Origin of the sequence: Acinetobacter sp. YH12136, from assembly GCF_013418545.1 — a bacterium.
Lineage (GTDB): Bacteria > Pseudomonadota > Gammaproteobacteria > Pseudomonadales > Moraxellaceae > Acinetobacter > Acinetobacter towneri.
The window spans coordinates 34,078-51,704 of record NZ_VPBV01000009.1 but is presented as its reverse complement, the minus strand read 5'-3'; the positions used below and the strand labels follow the sequence as shown (position 1 = coordinate 51,704).

Annotated in this window: 16 protein-coding genes; 7 read left to right on the top strand and 9 right to left on the bottom strand. The window is 41.1% G+C overall.

From position 1 onward, the window contains the following. Positions 1-37 precede the first annotated feature (37 nt). Positions 38-352 carry an Asp-tRNA(Asn)/Glu-tRNA(Gln) amidotransferase subunit GatC gene (gene gatC / locus FTU71_RS05945; protein WP_004975405.1) on the bottom strand — a complete coding sequence of 105 codons (315 nt, stop codon included), beginning with the start codon at positions 350-352 and terminating at the stop codon, positions 38-40. Positions 353-489: 137 nt separating this feature from the next. Between gatC and FTU71_RS05940 the strand changes: the two genes are divergently transcribed. The 6 genes from FTU71_RS05940 to FTU71_RS05915 all read left to right on the top strand — a co-directional run bounded on the left by FTU71_RS05940 (position 490) and on the right by FTU71_RS05915 (position 5,251). Beyond that, positions 490-1,536 carry a rod shape-determining protein gene (locus FTU71_RS05940; protein ID WP_004975408.1) on the top strand — a complete coding sequence of 349 codons (1,047 nt, stop codon included), beginning with the start codon at positions 490-492 and terminating at the stop codon, positions 1,534-1,536. Between the two features lie 16 nt (positions 1,537-1,552). Next, a complete protein-coding gene (gene mreC, locus FTU71_RS05935) occupies positions 1,553-2,410 on the top strand; it encodes a rod shape-determining protein MreC (protein WP_180111656.1) in 858 nt (285 codons plus the stop codon). Further along, a complete protein-coding gene (gene mreD / locus FTU71_RS05930; RefSeq protein WP_154320436.1) occupies positions 2,397-2,903 on the top strand; it encodes a rod shape-determining protein MreD in 507 nt (168 codons plus the stop codon). Before mreC ends, mreD begins: the two co-directional genes overlap by 14 nt. Then, a complete protein-coding gene (locus FTU71_RS05925) occupies positions 2,891-3,457 on the top strand; it encodes a Maf-like protein (protein ID WP_004975413.1) in 567 nt (188 codons plus the stop codon). The genes mreD and FTU71_RS05925 overlap by 13 nt, the downstream gene beginning before the upstream one ends. A gap of 39 nt (positions 3,458-3,496) precedes the next feature. Beyond that, entirely contained in the window at positions 3,497-4,951 is a 1,455-nt protein-coding gene (gene rng, locus FTU71_RS05920; protein WP_104852376.1) for a ribonuclease G, read from the top strand. 129 nt (positions 4,952-5,080) lie between these two features. Then, a complete protein-coding gene (locus FTU71_RS05915) occupies positions 5,081-5,251 on the top strand; it encodes a PA1571 family protein (RefSeq protein ID WP_004975418.1) in 171 nt (56 codons plus the stop codon). A 59-nt stretch (positions 5,252-5,310) separates the two neighbouring features. Here FTU71_RS05915 and FTU71_RS05910 read toward each other — a convergent pair whose 3' ends face one another. After that, positions 5,311-6,690 (bottom strand): wax ester/triacylglycerol synthase family O-acyltransferase, encoded by a 1,380-nt coding sequence (locus FTU71_RS05910; protein ID WP_179994117.1) that lies wholly within the window; start codon positions 6,688-6,690, stop codon positions 5,311-5,313. A gap of 178 nt (positions 6,691-6,868) precedes the next feature. Continuing rightward, positions 6,869-7,600 carry a phosphoadenylyl-sulfate reductase gene (locus FTU71_RS05905; RefSeq protein ID WP_179994118.1) on the bottom strand — a complete coding sequence of 244 codons (732 nt, stop codon included), beginning with the start codon at positions 7,598-7,600 and terminating at the stop codon, positions 6,869-6,871. A gap of 190 nt (positions 7,601-7,790) precedes the next feature. Between FTU71_RS05905 and thrH the strand changes: the two genes are divergently transcribed. Beyond that, positions 7,791-8,408: a bifunctional phosphoserine phosphatase/homoserine phosphotransferase ThrH gene (gene thrH / locus FTU71_RS05900; RefSeq protein ID WP_096901782.1), complete on the top strand. Its 618-nt coding sequence runs from the start codon at positions 7,791-7,793 to the stop codon at positions 8,406-8,408. Between the two features lie 72 nt (positions 8,409-8,480). On the opposite strand, the gene FTU71_RS05895 is transcribed toward thrH, so the two are convergent. The 6 genes from FTU71_RS05895 to FTU71_RS05870 all read right to left on the bottom strand — a co-directional run bounded on the left by FTU71_RS05895 (position 8,481) and on the right by FTU71_RS05870 (position 17,419). After that, positions 8,481-9,701, bottom strand: a complete 1,221-nt coding sequence (locus FTU71_RS05895; protein WP_180037853.1) for an OmpP1/FadL family transporter — start codon at positions 9,699-9,701, stop codon at positions 8,481-8,483. A gap of 309 nt (positions 9,702-10,010) precedes the next feature. Further along, the gene (locus FTU71_RS05890; RefSeq protein WP_180111654.1) at positions 10,011-11,558 is read right to left on the bottom strand and encodes an outer membrane protein transport protein; all 1,548 of its coding nucleotides are present in this window, start codon (positions 11,556-11,558) and stop codon (positions 10,011-10,013) included. A gap of 355 nt (positions 11,559-11,913) precedes the next feature. Next, complete coding sequence (locus tag FTU71_RS05885; RefSeq protein WP_180111652.1) at positions 11,914-13,536, bottom strand: iron ABC transporter permease; 1,623 nt, start codon at positions 13,534-13,536, stop codon at positions 11,914-11,916. An 87-nt stretch (positions 13,537-13,623) separates the two neighbouring features. Next, positions 13,624-14,640 (bottom strand): extracellular solute-binding protein, encoded by a 1,017-nt coding sequence (locus FTU71_RS05880; protein WP_180111650.1) that lies wholly within the window; start codon positions 14,638-14,640, stop codon positions 13,624-13,626. A gap of 21 nt (positions 14,641-14,661) precedes the next feature. Then, positions 14,662-15,780 (bottom strand): ABC transporter ATP-binding protein, encoded by a 1,119-nt coding sequence (locus FTU71_RS05875; RefSeq protein ID WP_180111648.1) that lies wholly within the window; start codon positions 15,778-15,780, stop codon positions 14,662-14,664. A 283-nt stretch (positions 15,781-16,063) separates the two neighbouring features. Continuing rightward, positions 16,064-17,419: an amino acid permease gene (locus FTU71_RS05870; protein ID WP_178867000.1), complete on the bottom strand. Its 1,356-nt coding sequence runs from the start codon at positions 17,417-17,419 to the stop codon at positions 16,064-16,066. Between the last annotated feature and the right edge of the window lie 208 nt (positions 17,420-17,627).

Genomic DNA, 17,627 nt, shown 5'->3' with positions numbered 1-17,627 from the left:
ACCTTTTTATGAAGTCAAAATGTAACAGCCGAATAAATTATTCAATCACACGTGGAACAAGGTACAAGCCATCCTGAACTGCAGGGGCAACAGCTTGATATTGCTCACGATGATTCTGTTCGGTTACGACGTCTTCACGTAATGGTTGAGGGTGGTCAAATGGGCTTTTTAAAGGCTCAACGTCATCGGTATTTATGCCTTTTAAGCTTTCCATCATGCCTAAAATTTTATTTAGACTTTGAGCATACTCAGCAGATTGCGTATCATTGAGTTTAAGACGAGCAAGATGGGCAATTGCTGAAACTGTTTGTGCATTTAAATCTGCAGAATGCTGAGCATCCGAGGTAGACATAACATCACCTAAAATCAGTATTAATAAAAAATTTCAAAATATCGTGCGTTATAATAAGCGATTGACTTGTTCAACGCACCACATTTAGTTAAAGTTGCCAACTTGCGTCCACATAAAGTTTAATCGAGAACGACTCCGTGATTCTAAAACGACTAATTGGCTTGTTTTCGCCAGACCTAGCCATTGATTTAGGTACAGCAAATACACTTATTTATGCGCCAGGACGAGGCATTATATTAAATGAACCGACAGTTGTGGCAATTCGTCACAGCGGTTCACAGAAAATTGTTGCCGCAGTCGGTCTTGATGCCAAACAAATGTTGGGTCGTACCCCTGCAAACATTTCTGCAATTCGCCCAATGAAAGATGGTGTTATCGCTGATTTTGAAGTGACTGAAACCATGCTGAACCAATTTATTGGCAAAGTGCATGAAAAACGTTTATTCCCACCTGCACCGCGTGTAGTGGTGTGTGTACCATGCAAATCTACTTTGGTAGAGCGCCGTGCCATTCGTGAAGCCGTGTTTAATGCGGGCGCACGTGATGTACGTTTAATTGAAGAGCCAATGGCAGCAGCAATTGGTGCAGGTATGCCTGTCGAGCAAGCTTGTGGTTCAATGGTGGTAGATGTTGGTGGTGGCACGACAGAAATCGCGATTATTTCATTACAAGGTTGTGTTTATTCAGATTCATTGCGTATTGGTGGCGATGTGTTTGATGAGCAAATCATTAACTACGTGCGCAAGGCACATGGTTGTGTGATTGGTGAAACCACAGCAGAAACTATTAAGAAAGAAGTTGGCATGGCATTGCCAGATGAAGGTGCTAAACCACTGGAAATTGAAGTACGTGGTCGTAACTTGGCAGAAGGTGTGCCACGTGCCATTACTGTAACTTCTGATGAAATTACCCAAGCCATTTCTGATCCGTTACAAAGCATTGTATCGGCAGTAAAATCTGCACTGGAACAAACTCCACCAGAACTTTCTTCCGATATTGCAGAGCGTGGAATTGTGCTCACCGGTGGCGGTGCGTTATTGCGTAACCTAGACAAGCTTTTGGCACAAGAAACTGGCTTGCCTGTGGTAGTCGCTGAAGAACCATTAACTTGCGTTACCCGTGGTGGTGGCAAGGTCTTGGAATTCTTTGATAATCCAAACCACGATATGTTATTTGTTGGCTAATACATAGGATTCGGCGGTGCAAACAAATCTGTTTTCCAGACAACCGCCATCTTTTCGCTCTTTTATAATTGCGGTCATTACTTGCTTGGTCATCCTGTTCTTTAACTGGCGTGTCCCGCATGTAATTCAACCTGCACGTGATGTTTTGTATGCGGCATATAATCCAATTTATGCCCTTGCAAGCTATCCTGTATTGTCGCGAGAATGGCTAAGTCAACAAAGTAAGTCTGAGGCTCAATTGCGTCGTGAAAATACCGCGATGCAGGCAGAGCTATTACAGGCTCAAGTCCGTTTGCAAAAATTGTCTGAACTCTCTGCAGAAAATACCCGCCTGCGTGGTCTACTCGATACGCCTCTAATCATTGATGGACGCATGGAAATTGCTGAAGTAATTGGTACCGATGCCGATCCTTTGCGCCACATTATTGTGATTAACCGTGGTTCACAAAATCAGCTCAAAGTCGGGCAAACCGTTTTGGATGATAAAGGCATTATGGGGCAGATCATTGCGGTGTATCCACACAGTAGCCGTGTCATGTTGCTTTCTGACAAAGAACACTCACTTTCAGTGCGTTTGGAACATACAGGCATGCGAGCCATTGTGTCGGGTACGGGCGATTTAGGGCGTTTGAAAATGGAATATGTACCGACCAGTGCCAATATTCAGGTTGGAGAGAAAGTCTATAGCTCAGGCTTGGGCGAGCATTTCCCTGCAGGATATTTGGTTGGAAGCATTGCCAAAATCAGCCGACATAATTCTGGTGAGTTTGCACAAATTGATGTGATACCTGCAGCACAATTGGCGGGTGGTCATCATGTGGTGGTGCTGTTCTCAGAATCTTTAGCGAAGGAGCAGCCAAATGCCAATCGCTAAAATTGGACAAACCCGACTCGGACAAAACAAGAATAAAGATCCACTATTTCCGATTATTTTTTCTGTAATTGCTGCATCTGTACTCATGGTGTATCCGCTGTCTTATACAGGCTCGGGTTGGCGACCATTGTTTATGTTGATGGTGACCTTGTTTTGGGTGCTTGGGCAACCAACTTGGTGTGGTATTTGGTTTGCCTTTGGTACAGGCTTGTTTGCAGACTTGCTCCTCGATGCACCTTTGGGCATGAATGCCTTGAGTTTTGTGGTGATTACTTTTGTGGCGCGTTTCCTGACTCGTGAGCGCCGTATTATGACGTTTGCGAATTTATGGGTCATTAGTGTAATCGCAATTTTGGCTCACCTCGCCCTGATTTGGGTGATGCAAGTCATGGGTGGGATTCAGTTCCCATTTGCCCGTCATTGGCAACCTTTGCTGAGTAGTATTTTGCTCTGGCCTGTGCTGTATTATTTCTTGCGAAAATGGCGCATTTAATTCTTGCCTCAAGTTCACCGCGCCGTCGGGAACTCCTGCAACAGCTTGGGCTGGAATTTGAAATTTACAGTCCAGACATCGATGAATCTATTTTAGCGGGCGAAGATGTTGCCGCGTATGTTGAGCGGTTGGCATGTGCCAAAGCCGATGCGGTTTTACGGCTATTTCCTGATGCTATTGTGATTGCTGCCGATACCAGTCTAGGCGTAGATGGGCAGATTTTGGGCAAGCCAGAATCCAAAGCACATGCCTTTGCCATTTGGTCACAACTTTCTGGTCGAAAACATGATGTTTTTTCAGGGGTTTGTGTGCGTACAAAACAGAAAAAATCCAGTATAGTGGTACGTACACAGGTTGAATTTCAATCGCTTAGCCTAGATGATATGGAAAGCTACTGGGCAACAGGTGAGCCGATTGGAAAAGCGGGTGCTTATGCGATTCAGGGCATCGCAGCACGTTATATTCCGCGTATTGAGGGCAGTTATAGCAATGTTGTCGGCCTGCCACTCTATGAAACCGTACAGTTATTACAGACAGTTAAGGCACTAAATTAACTGCTGCACAAAAATTTTTATAATGTTTTGAGTTTTATTATGTCTGACGAGTTGTTGATTAACGTCACACCGATGGAGTGTCGGGTGGCGTTAATTCAAAACGGCACGGTCAATGAACTATTCGTTGAGCGTACAGCCAAGCGTGGTTTGGTGGGCAATATTTATAAAGGCAAAGTGGTGCGCGTGCTGCCAGGCATGCAAGCCGCTTTTGTCGATATTGGTTTATCGCGTACTGCTTTTTTGCATATCAATGACATGATTTGGCCGCGCAGCCAACCTACACCGAATGTCTTTGAATTATTGCAGCCTGGGCAAATTCTAACCGTGCAAGTGATGAAAGATATGCTCGGTACTAAAGGCGCACGACTGAGCACTGATCTTTCCATTCCTTCGCGTTATTTGGTTCTAATGCCGTATGGCAGTCATATTGGCGTATCACAACGCATTGAATCGAGTGAAGAACGTGAGCGTCTACGCGGGATCATTGAAACCATTCAGGCTGAGCATAAATTACCAGGTTCAGTGATTGTACGCACAGCAGCCGAAGGCGTCGATGAAGCGGCCTTAGTGCAAGATATGTGTTACTTGGCAAAATTGTGGGAATACATTCAGCGTAAACAAAAAAGCATTGCTGTGCCTTCTTTGATTTTTGAAGAGTTGCCGTTACCGCAACGCGTAATTCGTGATTTGGCGAATGATAACACCGCCAAAATTTATGTCGATTCACGTGAAATTCACGCCAAATTAAAAGAATTTGTGGATGAGTTTGTGCCCAATATGCACAATCGCCTGATTCATTACCCAGGCGAGCGCCCACTGTTCGATTTATACAATGTCGAAGAAGATATTCAAAAAGCGTTGCAAACCCGTGTGGCATTAAAGTCAGGCGGTTATCTGATGATTGATCAGACCGAAGCCATGACCACCATTGATGTGAATACGGGTTCTTATGTCGGTGGTCGGACTTTAGAAGACACTGTTTTTAAAACCAATATGGAAGCGACACAGGTCATTGCCCGCCAGTTACGTTTGCGTAATTTGGGTGGCATCATCATTATCGACTTCATTGATATGCAAGAAGTACAGCATCGTGATGAAGTCTTGAGTCAGTTTGAGCGTATGCTTGAACGAGATCATGCCAAGACCAAAATTACCCAAGTGTCTGAACTGGGCTTGGTCGAGATGACCCGTAAACGCACCCGTGAATCATTAGAACATTTACTTTGTGAAGCCTGTCCAACTTGTCAGGGACGGGGATATGTCAAAACAGCAGAGTCAGTATGTTACGAAATTTTTCGAGAAATTTTAAGATATGCACGCGCATTCGAATCACAACGTGGCTTTACTGTCGTTGCGCACCCATCGGTGATTGACCGATTGTTAACTGCCGAAGCGCCAGCAGTGGCGGATTTAGAGCACTTTGTCAGCCGTGTGATTAAATTTCAGGTGGAAAATTTATATACGCAAGAGCAATACGATATCATTTTGAGCTGAAATTGTAACAGGATATCGCTAAACAGTTGTTACATCTGAAATTTTACTTTTTTGAGCGAATTCTCAATACTAAGCATACAGAGTAGCCAAAGCCGAACATCTCCCTCGGTTTAGCAAATGAGGTATGCCATGGGTATGAGTAAAGTTGTGATTCAAAAGAGTTTAAAAGTATTAGATCGTAAAGTGACACATAATGGTTATATTGTGGATGAGCAAGGTAAAGAAACTCAAATTACCACTGCAATGGTTAGTGCAGTTTGTCAGCAATTATTAAAACAGTGTCGTACTATTCAAAAATAAGGGGCAGCAATTGCCCCTTAATTGATTCTATTGAATTGTTTTTCTAATGGATTGACGTATCAATCCACGATTTTATTGACCCCTTCAGGCGCATCAATAATCTGTTCAAAACGCTGAATTTCATCTTCCAAGTGTTGCAATAAGTTTTGCATTTTCGGTAAGGCATGACGACAAGCAGTTAAACCAACTTCTAATTTGTCTAAATAGCTGGTCATGGTAATGTTTAAAGCTTGTCCATCTAACACGATTGAAGCAGGGTATAGTGCATCTAGCTTTGCACCATTCCAATACAAAGGTTCACGTGGGCCAGGTACATTGGAAATCACCAAGTTAAAGGCCTGACGCTTTGGCATAATGCCTGACAAAATATTTAAACCAGCAGCGCCGTAAACAAAAGCACTATAGTTCATAATTTGATTGGCATTCATGCGCTTAAAACGCTGCTTGGCATTTTGTACACTGCGGCGCACAATTTTTAAACGCTCAAGCGGATCTTCTTTGTGCGTACCTAAGTTGGCTAAAATCATGGTGATTCGATTGGATACTTCAGAATCGTCATCACGAATAGAGGCAGGCACCATTGCAATAAGAGGTTTTTTAGGTAATGCATATTGGCTGAGTAAGTACTCACGCAATGCGCCTGAGCAAATTGCCAGCACCACATCATTAATAGTTACACCCAAAGCTTTAGCAATACGGTGCAAACGTGCAAACTCAAAAGATTGAGCGGCAAAACGACGTGAGGCGCTCACACGTTGGTTTAAGATGGTGCTTGGTGCTTGGAAGCTGGAGACATAATCAGGATTACGTCCCATATCTTTGGCAACAGTTTGTGATACTTCATAAACTGCGCGAGGGGTTGCTTCAACATGACCTTTAACCCCACCAAAAATTTTCTTTAAACGGCTGACTTTCGGTTCTTTCAGACGTTTAGCACGTGGGCCTTCCACACACCAAGGCGGTACAATTCTTTTTGCATTTTCGTCATGCGATAGGGATTTTTCCACCAAACGCATGCCTGCAATGCCATCTACCATAGCATGATGAATTTTAAAGAACATCGCAAAACGATTATCTTCAATACCTTCAATAATATGGCAAGTCCATAAAGGTTTGGCGCGATCAATCAGTGAACTGTGTTCTTGTGAAATATAAGTTAATAATTCACGAATGCGACCCGGTTTTGGCAAGGCAATATGACGGAAGTGATGATCGAGATCGAACTCTTCATCTTCATCCCAAAACAGACCATTGAGCTTATTGTTAAATGGTGCAATAGGCATCGACTTTGAATTGCGAATATCGGCAACCAAGTCTTGAATAAAAGTGGCTGGCGCATGTTCTGGAATTTGGAATAAGAATAATCCACCCACATGCATGGGCTGTTGACGTTTTTCGAGTGATAGGAAAATAAAATCAATAGGGTGTAATGGACGCATATTGTGGATTGCCTCACTGCAATTTCTACGCTTGTTCTTATCTGAACAAGGTTTTTAGAGTTATATAAGATTTAATTCAGTATATCTTTTTTATCAAACAAATATAGTGATTTTTGCGCCATCGCAAGTCAATAAAAATCACAGTAAAACTGTGATTTTTATTGTAGTAACAGATTTGTTATTTTAAATTTCCAGCATGTAGACCGCATTCTTTGTGCGTTGCTTCTTCCCACCACCAACGACCTTCGCGTTCATGTTGGTTTGGGAGCACAGGGCGGGTGCAAGGTTCACAGCCAATAGAAATAAAACCTTTTTCATGCAAACGATTGTATGGAATTTCCATCATGCGAATGTAATTCCACACGTCACTGCTTGACCAGTTTGCCAGTGGATTATATTTGATTAATTGCTTGGCTGGACCTGAAAAGCCTAAATCTGTTTGTATGACAGGAATATCTTGGCGTGTACCCGGGCTTTGGTCTTTACGTTGTCCTGTAATCCAACCATCTAAAGTTGCCAGTTTTTTGCGTAAAGGTTGAACTTTGCGAATTCCGCAACATTCCTGATGTCCATCTTCAAAAAAGCTAAACAAGCCTTTTTCTTGAACTAATTGTTGTACCCCTTCGGTTTCGGGAAAGCAAATCTCGATCTCAATATTATAATATTTGCGTACAGTTTCTAAGAATTGATAAGTTTCAGGATGCAAACGTCCTGTATCTAAACTAAATACACGAAATGGCAAACCTAAATTGGATGCCATATCAATTAGCACCACATCCTCTGCACCTGAAAATGAAATTGCGACTTCACCTTGCTGACTCAAAGCAAGCTTTAAAATGTCACTTGGTGATTTATCTGCATATTCAGTCGCGAGTGCATCAACAATGTCTATGGTGGGAATGGTATGCATAAGTCTTCCTGCAGTCGGCTTGAGGGCTAATCTTTATACTTGAGTGGATTATTTTAATGGAATTCCTAATAAGGTCTTATCACTAAAAAATAAATGCTTATGAATGAAATAGATTTAAAAAAGATCAAGGCAAATACCAAATCTTCGGCTATGATAGGGAAAAATTTTTACAGGTATTTTGGGAGAGCCCATGGAAATCGTATGTCTTGATCTTGAAGGTGTGTTAGTTCCAGAAATTTGGATTAACTTTGCAAAAAAAACTGGCATTAAAGAACTTGAAGCAACTACACGTGATATTCCTGACTACGATGTGTTGATGACTCAGCGTTTAAATATTCTAAAACAGCATGGCTTGGGTTTGAATGATATTCAAGCGGTGATTGCGGATATGGGGCCATTTCCTGGCGCGAAAGAGTTTGTAGAGTGGGTGAGCACACACTTCCAATTGATTATTCTTTCAGACACGTTCTACGAGTTTGCACATCCGTTGATGAAGCAGTTGGGTTGGCCAACCATTTTCTGCCATAAGCTAGAAACAGATGAAAATGGCATGATTACAGCATACAAATTGCGTCAACCCGACCAAAAGCGCCAGGCGGTTAAAGCATTACACGGTTTAAATTTCCGTGTAATTGCTGCAGGTGATTCGTATAACGATACAACGATGCTAGGTGAAGCGGACAAAGGTTTCTTATTTGATGCACCTGATAATGTGATCGCAGAATTCCCACAATTCCCTGCAATTCATGGTTATGCAGCATTAAAAGAAGCAATTCGTGGTGCTTCGGTACGAGATATTCCTGCTTAATCTGAAGCTGAATACAATAAAGGGCATCATTTGATGCCCTTTGTTTTTATGCAATATTAACAGTGCATTGATTTAGAAGCGGTAGCCAATATTTAATCCATATGCAACAGCGTAATTATTTTCAAACTTGCCTGCTTCCGTGTGTGCACCTGTGACGGCATCAGCATCACCTAACCAGAAGTATTTAAATCCTGCACCAATGAAATAATTTTCGGTAGGTGAGTAGCGAACACCTGTACCCACACTCCAGTAGCCTTCAGTTGGACCTAAGGTCGTAACAGGGTTGCCGGCACCAGAATCCCAGCCTACAGATACATTACCACCCCAACGATCATTGAACTTACGTCCTACACCAACAGTTGCAGAAATTTGGTCATCTTTATAGTCAATAAGGTTAAATCCATTGGGTTTGGTGGGTACATAACCAGCTTGGCCTAATATTTGAGTAAGCTTGCCAAATTTGTATGGTTGTACTTTAAAATTTGACCAGTCCACCCAGCGAAGGTTTGCAAATGCAACGGTGTTCGCCATAATTCCCGTTTGGAAATCTAGATTGACAGATTGTGGTGTTGTTAGTTGTGTTTTACCTGGTGTAGAACTAATTTGCGTCATAGTTGCATCTAGTGTAGGGATTTGGGTAAATCCTATTGCACCAAAGTTTTCATAAGCAGTCATTTCATGCTCAATTTCAGAGCGGTAAGTAACAGAAGCTTTAAGTGCGATTTCAGGGATTTGATAAGCAACACCCGCTAACCAACCCACAGACTCATCTTCACCTGTTTTAAAATCATAACCATTAAAGGCTGAATATGCAGTACCACGTAAAATAACAGTACCATCTACTGTCTGATATACAGCACCAGCATATAGATTCCAATTTTCATTAGGTTGATAACCCACTAACAGGTTTAAATTTTGGGTATCAACCACAACAGAAGTACTGCCTTGAAATGGTACAGGTCTACTTTCAACAAAATTATTGTTCCCAAAATATTCAGCATCGGCGCCAAAAGGTTGATCGTAAATTAAACCAATCGACACTTTGTTAGTTGCTTGAACTTTTAATGCAGCGTGTGGGAAGTAATAATCACCTGCCATGTCATCTGCTTGATGTTTATCTTTGTCTTGACCAGATACATTTGGATCTAAAATAGAAATACCTGCTTCTGCATAATTACCCGGTTGTAAAAATGCAGCAATAGATTGACCGGAACGGTCTAAACCAGCAGCAAGCGCAGGTGTAAGTGGGAGAGTGCTAAGTAAAATAGCCGAATAAATTCTATTGAGCTTCATGGTCGTTCCCTGATGCTTTATGTAACAAAAAGTGCAGGAAAAGTAACACATTTGAAAAAAGAGTAAATGCTCAATTTCGCAGAATAAATGAACTGAATAAGTTATAAATAGCAGTTGATTAGAGTAAAAGTACTATTTTAAAGTCTTAAGTAAATGAATTTTATTAAATAATTTATTAGGGTGATGTTTGGGTAAATATGAGTTTAATTGCTTTAAATTTAAACATTAGTTAACACTTGTATAAAAACGAGTAGTTTTAAGTGCAAAAAAGCCACCCCCGAAGGGTGGCTCTTTTGAAAAAAAATTGAATTAGAAGCGGTAACCGATTTTTAAACCGTATGCCCATGCATCGTTGTCTTCAAACTCTGCAACATAATCAGAATCGCCTGCTTGAGCACCAGTTTGGGCTTTTGCATCACCTAACATGAAGTATTTTACACCACCTGCAATAAAGTAGTTTGGAGCAGGTGAGTATTGAACCCCTAAGCCAACGTTCCAATAACCTTCAGTAGGACCAAGAGTTGATACAGGGTTACCTGCGCCAGAGTCCCATCCTACAGACACGTTACCAGCCCATTGGTCATTTAATTTGCGACCAACACCTACAGTTGCAGAAATTTGGTCATCTTCATATTGAACTAGATTAAAGCCATTAGGACGTTGAACTAGAGGACCTACAGCCTCACTTACAAGACCAAATTTATGTGGGCGGATCGAGAATTTAGACCATTCTACCCAGCGTAAGTTTGCAAATGCCACAGTATTTGCCATGATTCCAGTTTGTAATTCTAAATTTACAGACTGTGGCGTAGTAATAGTGGTTTTACCTTCTGACGCTGCGATAACACCTGCTGCTGCTGTACCATTCGGTAATAAAGCTAATGCCCCAAGCGTTGGTAGTTTTTCTCGCACATTAACATCGTGATCAATTTCTGAACGATATGTCAAAGATGCTTTTAAGGCAATTTCAGGAATTTGGTATGAAACACCAGCTAACCAGCCCATTGCACTATCTTCAGGGATTGATGCATCATAACCATTGAATAGGCTATATGCTTGTCCACGAAGTGCTACATTACCTTTAATGGTTTGGTAAACGGCACCACCATAAATATTCCAATTTTCAGTAGGTTGGAAACCAGCAATAAAAGAAAGGTTTTGTGTATCAACTTCTACGCTAGTATTTCCTGTTCCTAATAGGCCATTTACGTTAGCCAAACCAGCATCAACTGCTTGAGTCACCGCATTTTGAACATTTTGAGTGATTGCAGCTGTAACGCCATTTTCAATCGTTGTCATCGCAGCAGTATTACTACGAATTACAGACTCTGCAATTGCTTGAGTAGGGGCAGCACCACTTGCAACAAGTCCAGCAGCTTGGGCAGAAACAGTACTATCTATGCCTGCTTGTAGATTTTGAGCTAATGCTCCAGGAAGATTGGCAGCAACTTGTGTATCAATGGTGGTTTGACGAATCCCAGCCAAAGCTTCAGGCGCTAGAATTGTATTGGTCGCATCTGAAACGAAAACATTGCTACCAGTATATGCAGCATCAGCACCGTATGGTTGATCGTATAAAATACCAAATGAGAAGTTTTTTGTTGGTTGAAGTTTTAGGGCTGCGCTAGGGAAATAATAATCGCCCGCCATATCACCAATTTGACGATTTGTTGTGCTTGAGCCAGCTTCCTGTCCAGATACATCTGGGTCTAATACAGAAATACCTGCTTCAAAGTAGTTACCCGGTTGTAAGAACGCAGCCATAGATTGACCAGAACGATCTAAAGCTGCAGCAAAAGCACCTGTCATTGGTACAGTTGCTAGAATCATTGCTGTGCTAAGTGCTTTTAATTTCATTATTCATTTCCCTTGGGCTATAAAGTCTTTTATGACAGTTTTTGTTGATGCTTTAAGCTTTCATTTAGGATGATTTCGGCTTGTATTCACCGAGACCATTTGTTACTCCATGTGACAAAAATATCACAATTAAAATAAGAGTAAATGCTCTAGAAAAAACTATTCAGTATAAAAATTAAACCAAATAGAGTATTTGTTCTAATAAAGAGGTGTTTTTTATCTATTAGTATTTGATAAATAAGAAATAAAATTAATAAATTCGCATTTGGTAGGGTGTTTTTGATTGGTTAAAAAAAATACTATTTTTATTCTAAAACCCATTGTTGCTCTGCATATTTAGCAACAATGGGACAGATCAACGTGTGGTTTTTCCAAGCTTTGCCAATAAAATAACAGGAATAAGACCGACCAATACAATTAGCAAGGCAGCCACAGCACCATCTTCATAGGTTCCTCTAGAAGCTTCTGCATACAATTGGGTAGCGAGTGTTTCCATATTTAGAGGACGGAGCAATAAAGTTGCTGGCAGCTCTTTCATACAATCTACAAAAATTAATAAAGCTGCAGAAATAATGGCAGGACGCAATAATGGCAAGTGCACACGCCATAAAATCGCAAAGCTGTTTTGTCCTAAATTACGTGCAGCATCATCAAAAACACCATGAATACGGTTATAGCCTGACTCAATGCCACCTACTGAAATAGCTAAAAAACGCACAGCATAAGCATAAATAAGGGTAAAACTGGTGCCGAGGAATAATAAACCTGTGTGTATCCCTAATTTAAATTCTAAAAAGTCGGCAATGGTATGATCAATTTTACCCAAAGCCAGCATGAGACCAATCGCTAAAACGGTTCCTGGAATGGCATAACCTAAGCTAGAAATGCGGCTAAACCAGTTATGTTTGCTAAAACGTGCCGCACTGACAATAAAGAAACCAATCAAAATAGTTACCACAGTTGCAAGACTGGCAAGGATTAGTGTGTTGATTGAGGCTTGAAATAGGAAATCTGAAAAGCCTGCATATTGAATGCGTTTATAAGATTCTACAAGTAAGTGACTGGTGGGAATTAAAAAGCCAATACAAACAGGAATTAAGCCCAAGCCTAGTAACACAAGCGCTTTAAGCCCTTTGACCGATTGTGCAGGCATTAAACGGCTGCGTTGAGCCGAGTTCATATAGCGCTGTTTACGTCGACCTAAACGTTCCACCAAAACCAATAAGGTAATGATCATCAACATGAAAATGGCAATTTGCGCTGCGCCAGCCAAGTCAGATTGATTAGTCCAGGTTGAATAAATCGACAAAGTTAAGGTTTTAATGCCTAAAAATTCTGTTGCACCAATATCATTAATGGTTTCCATTAAAACCAGACTAGTACCCACAGCAATCGCAGGACGTGCCAGTGGAATTGCAACACGTAAAAACACTTGATCGGGTTTTAATCCTAATGTACGAGCAACCTCAATTAAACTGGCTGATTGCATCAGAAACATTGCACGGGTGCTTAAATACACATACGGATACAGCACAAAGCTAAGCAAGAAGATGCCGCCCCAAACGGTACGAATATTAGGAAACCAAAACTGTTGTAATTCTAAATTAAACCCATCCCGCAGGATACTTTGCACAGGGCCAATGGGATGCAAAATGTCGATATAACTATATGCAATAATGTAAGTTGGTACAGCTAAAGGCAGCAGTAAGGCCCAATCTAAAAATGCGCGACCTCGGAATTGATATGCTGTTACAATCCATGCGCTGCCTGTACCAATCAGGATGGTGAGAATCCCCACACCCAATAATAAAATCCCTGTTTCTGCCAACGTGTGTGGAATTACATAACGCAGCAGATGCCCCCAAATTTCGCTATCACCTTGTAATGCTGTCCAAATTAAAGCGACCACAGGTAAACAGGCGAGTAGTGTCAATAACCCACTGAGCGAAAATAAAAAATTAAATTTATTTTTAAGCATTGCGATAGAGGTACTAAATAAGGGGGAGGGAGCAGCAGAGCATCTTACAGTGCAAAGCGCTGCACTGTAAGACAAAAGCAGGAAATTTTAGCGGTTAAACTGGACTTTATCGACCAATAAGTTGGCGGCTTTACGGTGACGTGCAATATCGCTTAAGCGAATCGAGTCGATATTGAGTTTACCGAAGCTGGCAATAATAGGGTCAATTTTTACCCTAGGTTTGACTGGGTATTCAAAGCCGTTTTGTGCGTAGATGGCTTGTGCGTGATCAGAAGCTAAAAACTCGAGCAGTTGTACAGCTTCTTTACGGTTTGGTGCATGTTTAGAAACCACTGCACCCGATACGTTTACATGCGTTCCACCATTTTTAAAACGTGGTAACACAACATTAATCGCATTGCCCCAGCGCTTTTGTTCCGCATCACCTGTACGCATCGTGCCGACATAATAGGTGTTGGCAACGCCAATATCACAAATTTTACCTAAAATATCACGTGCCACATCACGGTCACCACCGCTGGCTGGGCGAGCTAAATTGGCTTTCACACCACGCAACCAAGTTTCGGCTTGTTTTTCACCATGATGGGCAATATAAGCCGCAATTAAAGCAGTGTTATATGGATGGTTGCCTGAGCGAATACAGATTTTATTTTTCCATTTTGGATTGGCTAAATCTTCATAAGTAATCGCATTAAGCGGTGTACGGTCTTTAGAGGCGTAGACTGCACGTGCACGCATCGACAAAGCATACCAATGACCATTGGCAGCTCGTAAATTGGCAGGAATTGCGCTATTTAAGGTTTTAGAACTTACGCGCTGGGTTAAACCACTTTCTACTAAATCAACCAAATTGCCAAAATCTACAGTCAGCATCACATCGGCAGGAGAACGACGACCTTCTGCTTTTACACGTTCCAAAAAACCATCTTTAATAAAAACCGTATTCACTTTTACCCCAGTTTTTTGGGTAAATTCGGTTAATAAGGTTTGAATCAGCACAGGTTCGCGCGTGGTGTATAAATTGACTTCCGCTGCTTGTGCGACACTTGCACCAAATGCAAGTAAACCTGTAACAAGCAATGATAGTTTCGACAATGGTTTCATACAGTATTCCTAATTAAAAATTTAAACCTGAACAGCAGCTTGAGTAGAAGATGAGGTAGTGGATGATTGTTCATCAGACGCCAAGAAATAACAGCTGTTTAAATCGACAGAAACATAGACCTGATCAGTAGGTTGAATATCTTGAAGGTGGTTCACTTGTGCTAAAAGCGTGAGATCATGATCGCGTAGTTTTAGATGCAGTTGTTGTGCATGACCCATAAAACTGGATGACACAACGCTTGCGGGCAACGCATTTTCACTTGGTATTTGGCTGACACGCAAGTGATGCGGACGGAAGCAGCAGACCAGTGAATCTTGAGCGGTGGTATGTTCTGGCAAATCAATTTTGCCAAATACGGTATGAATTTCTTGGTGATCGATTTGCGCTGGGATTTCATTCAATGCGGAAAAATAGCGTGCAGCAAACAAGGTTTTAGGCTGTAAATAAAGTTGTTTCGGTGAACCAATTTGAATAATTTGCCCTTGATGCATCAAAATAATTTGATCGGCAATTTGCAATGCTTCTTCTGGGTCATGTGTCACGATAACCGTAGTCGTTACAGTTTGTTTGAGGAGTTGAATGGTATTTTGACGAATTTGATCACGCAGACGATGATCCAAATTTGAAAAAGGTTCATCCATCAACAAAACTTGCGGTTCTGGTGCTAAGGCACGTGCTAAGGCAACGCGTTGTTGTTCGCCGCCCGAAAGTGTATATGGATAGCTGTCTTGATGATGCAACATGGAAACATGCGCTAAAGCTTGTTTGGCAATGGTTTCCCGCTGCGCTTTGGGAAATTTCTTTAAGCCAAACATAACATTGTCTAACACACTTAAATGTGGGAAAAGTGCGTAATCCTGAAACACTAAACCAATATTGCGTGCTTCCGCAGGAATCTGTACTTGCTCACTCCACAAGGTATTTTGTTCCAGTTGGATTGTGCCGCTGCTTGGTGTTTCCAAGCCTGCAATCAGACGTAGCATTGTGGTTTTGCCGCAGCCTGAATGACCTAATAAACACACAATTTGTCCACTCATCGCTGACCATGTTGCTTGTTGCACTGCAAAACGCGAACCAAACTTTTTACTGAGCTGTTGGATCGTCAAGACATTGGCAGGTTGAGCAGCGTACGCATTCATAGTTTATTCACACGACAAATTTTGTGCTCAAATGATAACTAAGAATTCTTCTCATGTAGAGTCTTTTTATCATTTAGAATGTAAATGATTAGAATGTAAATGATGTAGCTTTTGCTACAAAAAAGTTGAAATATCAACTGAAAAGAATGGGTTGGAATTTAAATTATTTTAAGTGCAGCACTTTATTTATGGGCTATTAAAAGGGGGGCTTAAAAGCAAAAAGTTACTGCCGAAGCAATAACTTTTTAATTTTTAGAAATCTGTACTATGCGTACTATGCAAATTAAGGTTTTTTCGCATTAAGCACTCTAAATAAAATGTACATCAAGACCACCCATAGAGGAATCATAATGACTGATTCTTTAAAGCCTTGTGTCCACATAATATAAAGTACCACTGCAATAAACGCTAAAACCAAATAGTTGCTGAATGGTGACCAGAGTGCAGGGAATTTGGTTGGAATCGCTAATTTTTTCAGTGTGCTGGTAAATTTGAGGTGAGTCAAACTGATCATTGCCCAGTTTAAAACCAATGCACCAACGACAATATACATGAGGTGGCTTAAAGCTTCTTCAGGTACAAAGTAGTTCAACAATACACAGCCAAAAATCAATACTGCAGAGAATAATACTGCTGGAATTGGCACACCTTGTTTATTCACTTTTAGGAAAATTTTTGGTGCGTTACCTTGTTTGGCCAAACCAAACAGCATACGGCTGTTGGCATACATCCCACTGTTATACACAGAAAGTGCCGCAGTCAAAATCACGAAATTCAGTAAGTGCGCTGCCCATTCAATGCCCATTTGACTAAAAATCATTACGAATGGACTTTTATCTAAACCACCTAAATCGAGCTGATTCCAAGGCACTAAAGACAATAGAATGGTGAGTGAACCGATATAGAAAATTAGAATACGGAACACCACTTGGTTAATGGCTTTAGGAATGGTTTTTTCAGGATCTTGCGCTTCTGCGGCAGCCATACCAATCAACTCAATGCCGCCAAAGGCAAACATGAGGAATGCAAGCATGAAGAACAGACCTTCAAAGCCATTCGGGAAGAAACCACCATGCGCCCAAAGGTTGCTGAATGATGCGGTTGAATTGGCATCTGCAGAAAGTAAGAGATATAAACCAAACACAATCATCGAAACCACAGCAGCGACTTTAATGATTGCTAGCCAGAATTCTGACTCACCATAGAACTTTACATTGCCCAAGTTAATAATGGTAATCACAATGAAAAAGAACAGTGCCGAAGTCCAAGCAGGAATATGCGGCCACCAGTAGTTAATATATTTGGCAACTGCGGTGAGTTCTGCCATTGCCACCAAAATATACAAAATCCAGTAGTTCCAACCTGCTAAAAAGCCAGGGAATTTACCTGCATATTTATAGGCAAAGTGACTGAATGATCCTGCAACGGGCTCATGAACAATCATTTCCCCCAATTGGCGCATAATTAAAAATGCAATAAGACCACCAATGGCGTAACCCAAAATAATAGAAGGGCCAGCAGATTGGATGACCTGCGCGGAACCTAAGAATAAGCCTGTACCAATTGCTCCACCCATGGCAATCAATTGAATATGGCGGTTCTTTAAGCCACGCTGAAGTTGTGAAGACTCGTTGTTCAAAGTATTCAGCCCGACAAGGAAAAAGTGACAAGATTGTAATAGATCAAATTTCATTAGCCTAGTAGCTAGACAATAATGAAATAAATTTATGATAAATATTAAAATATTTTATGGTTTTTATTTGTATAAAAGATAAGTGAATCAATATATTAATTTTATTTTTGCCTTATAAATCAAGATGACTGGTTAGGGTAAAATTTACCAAATG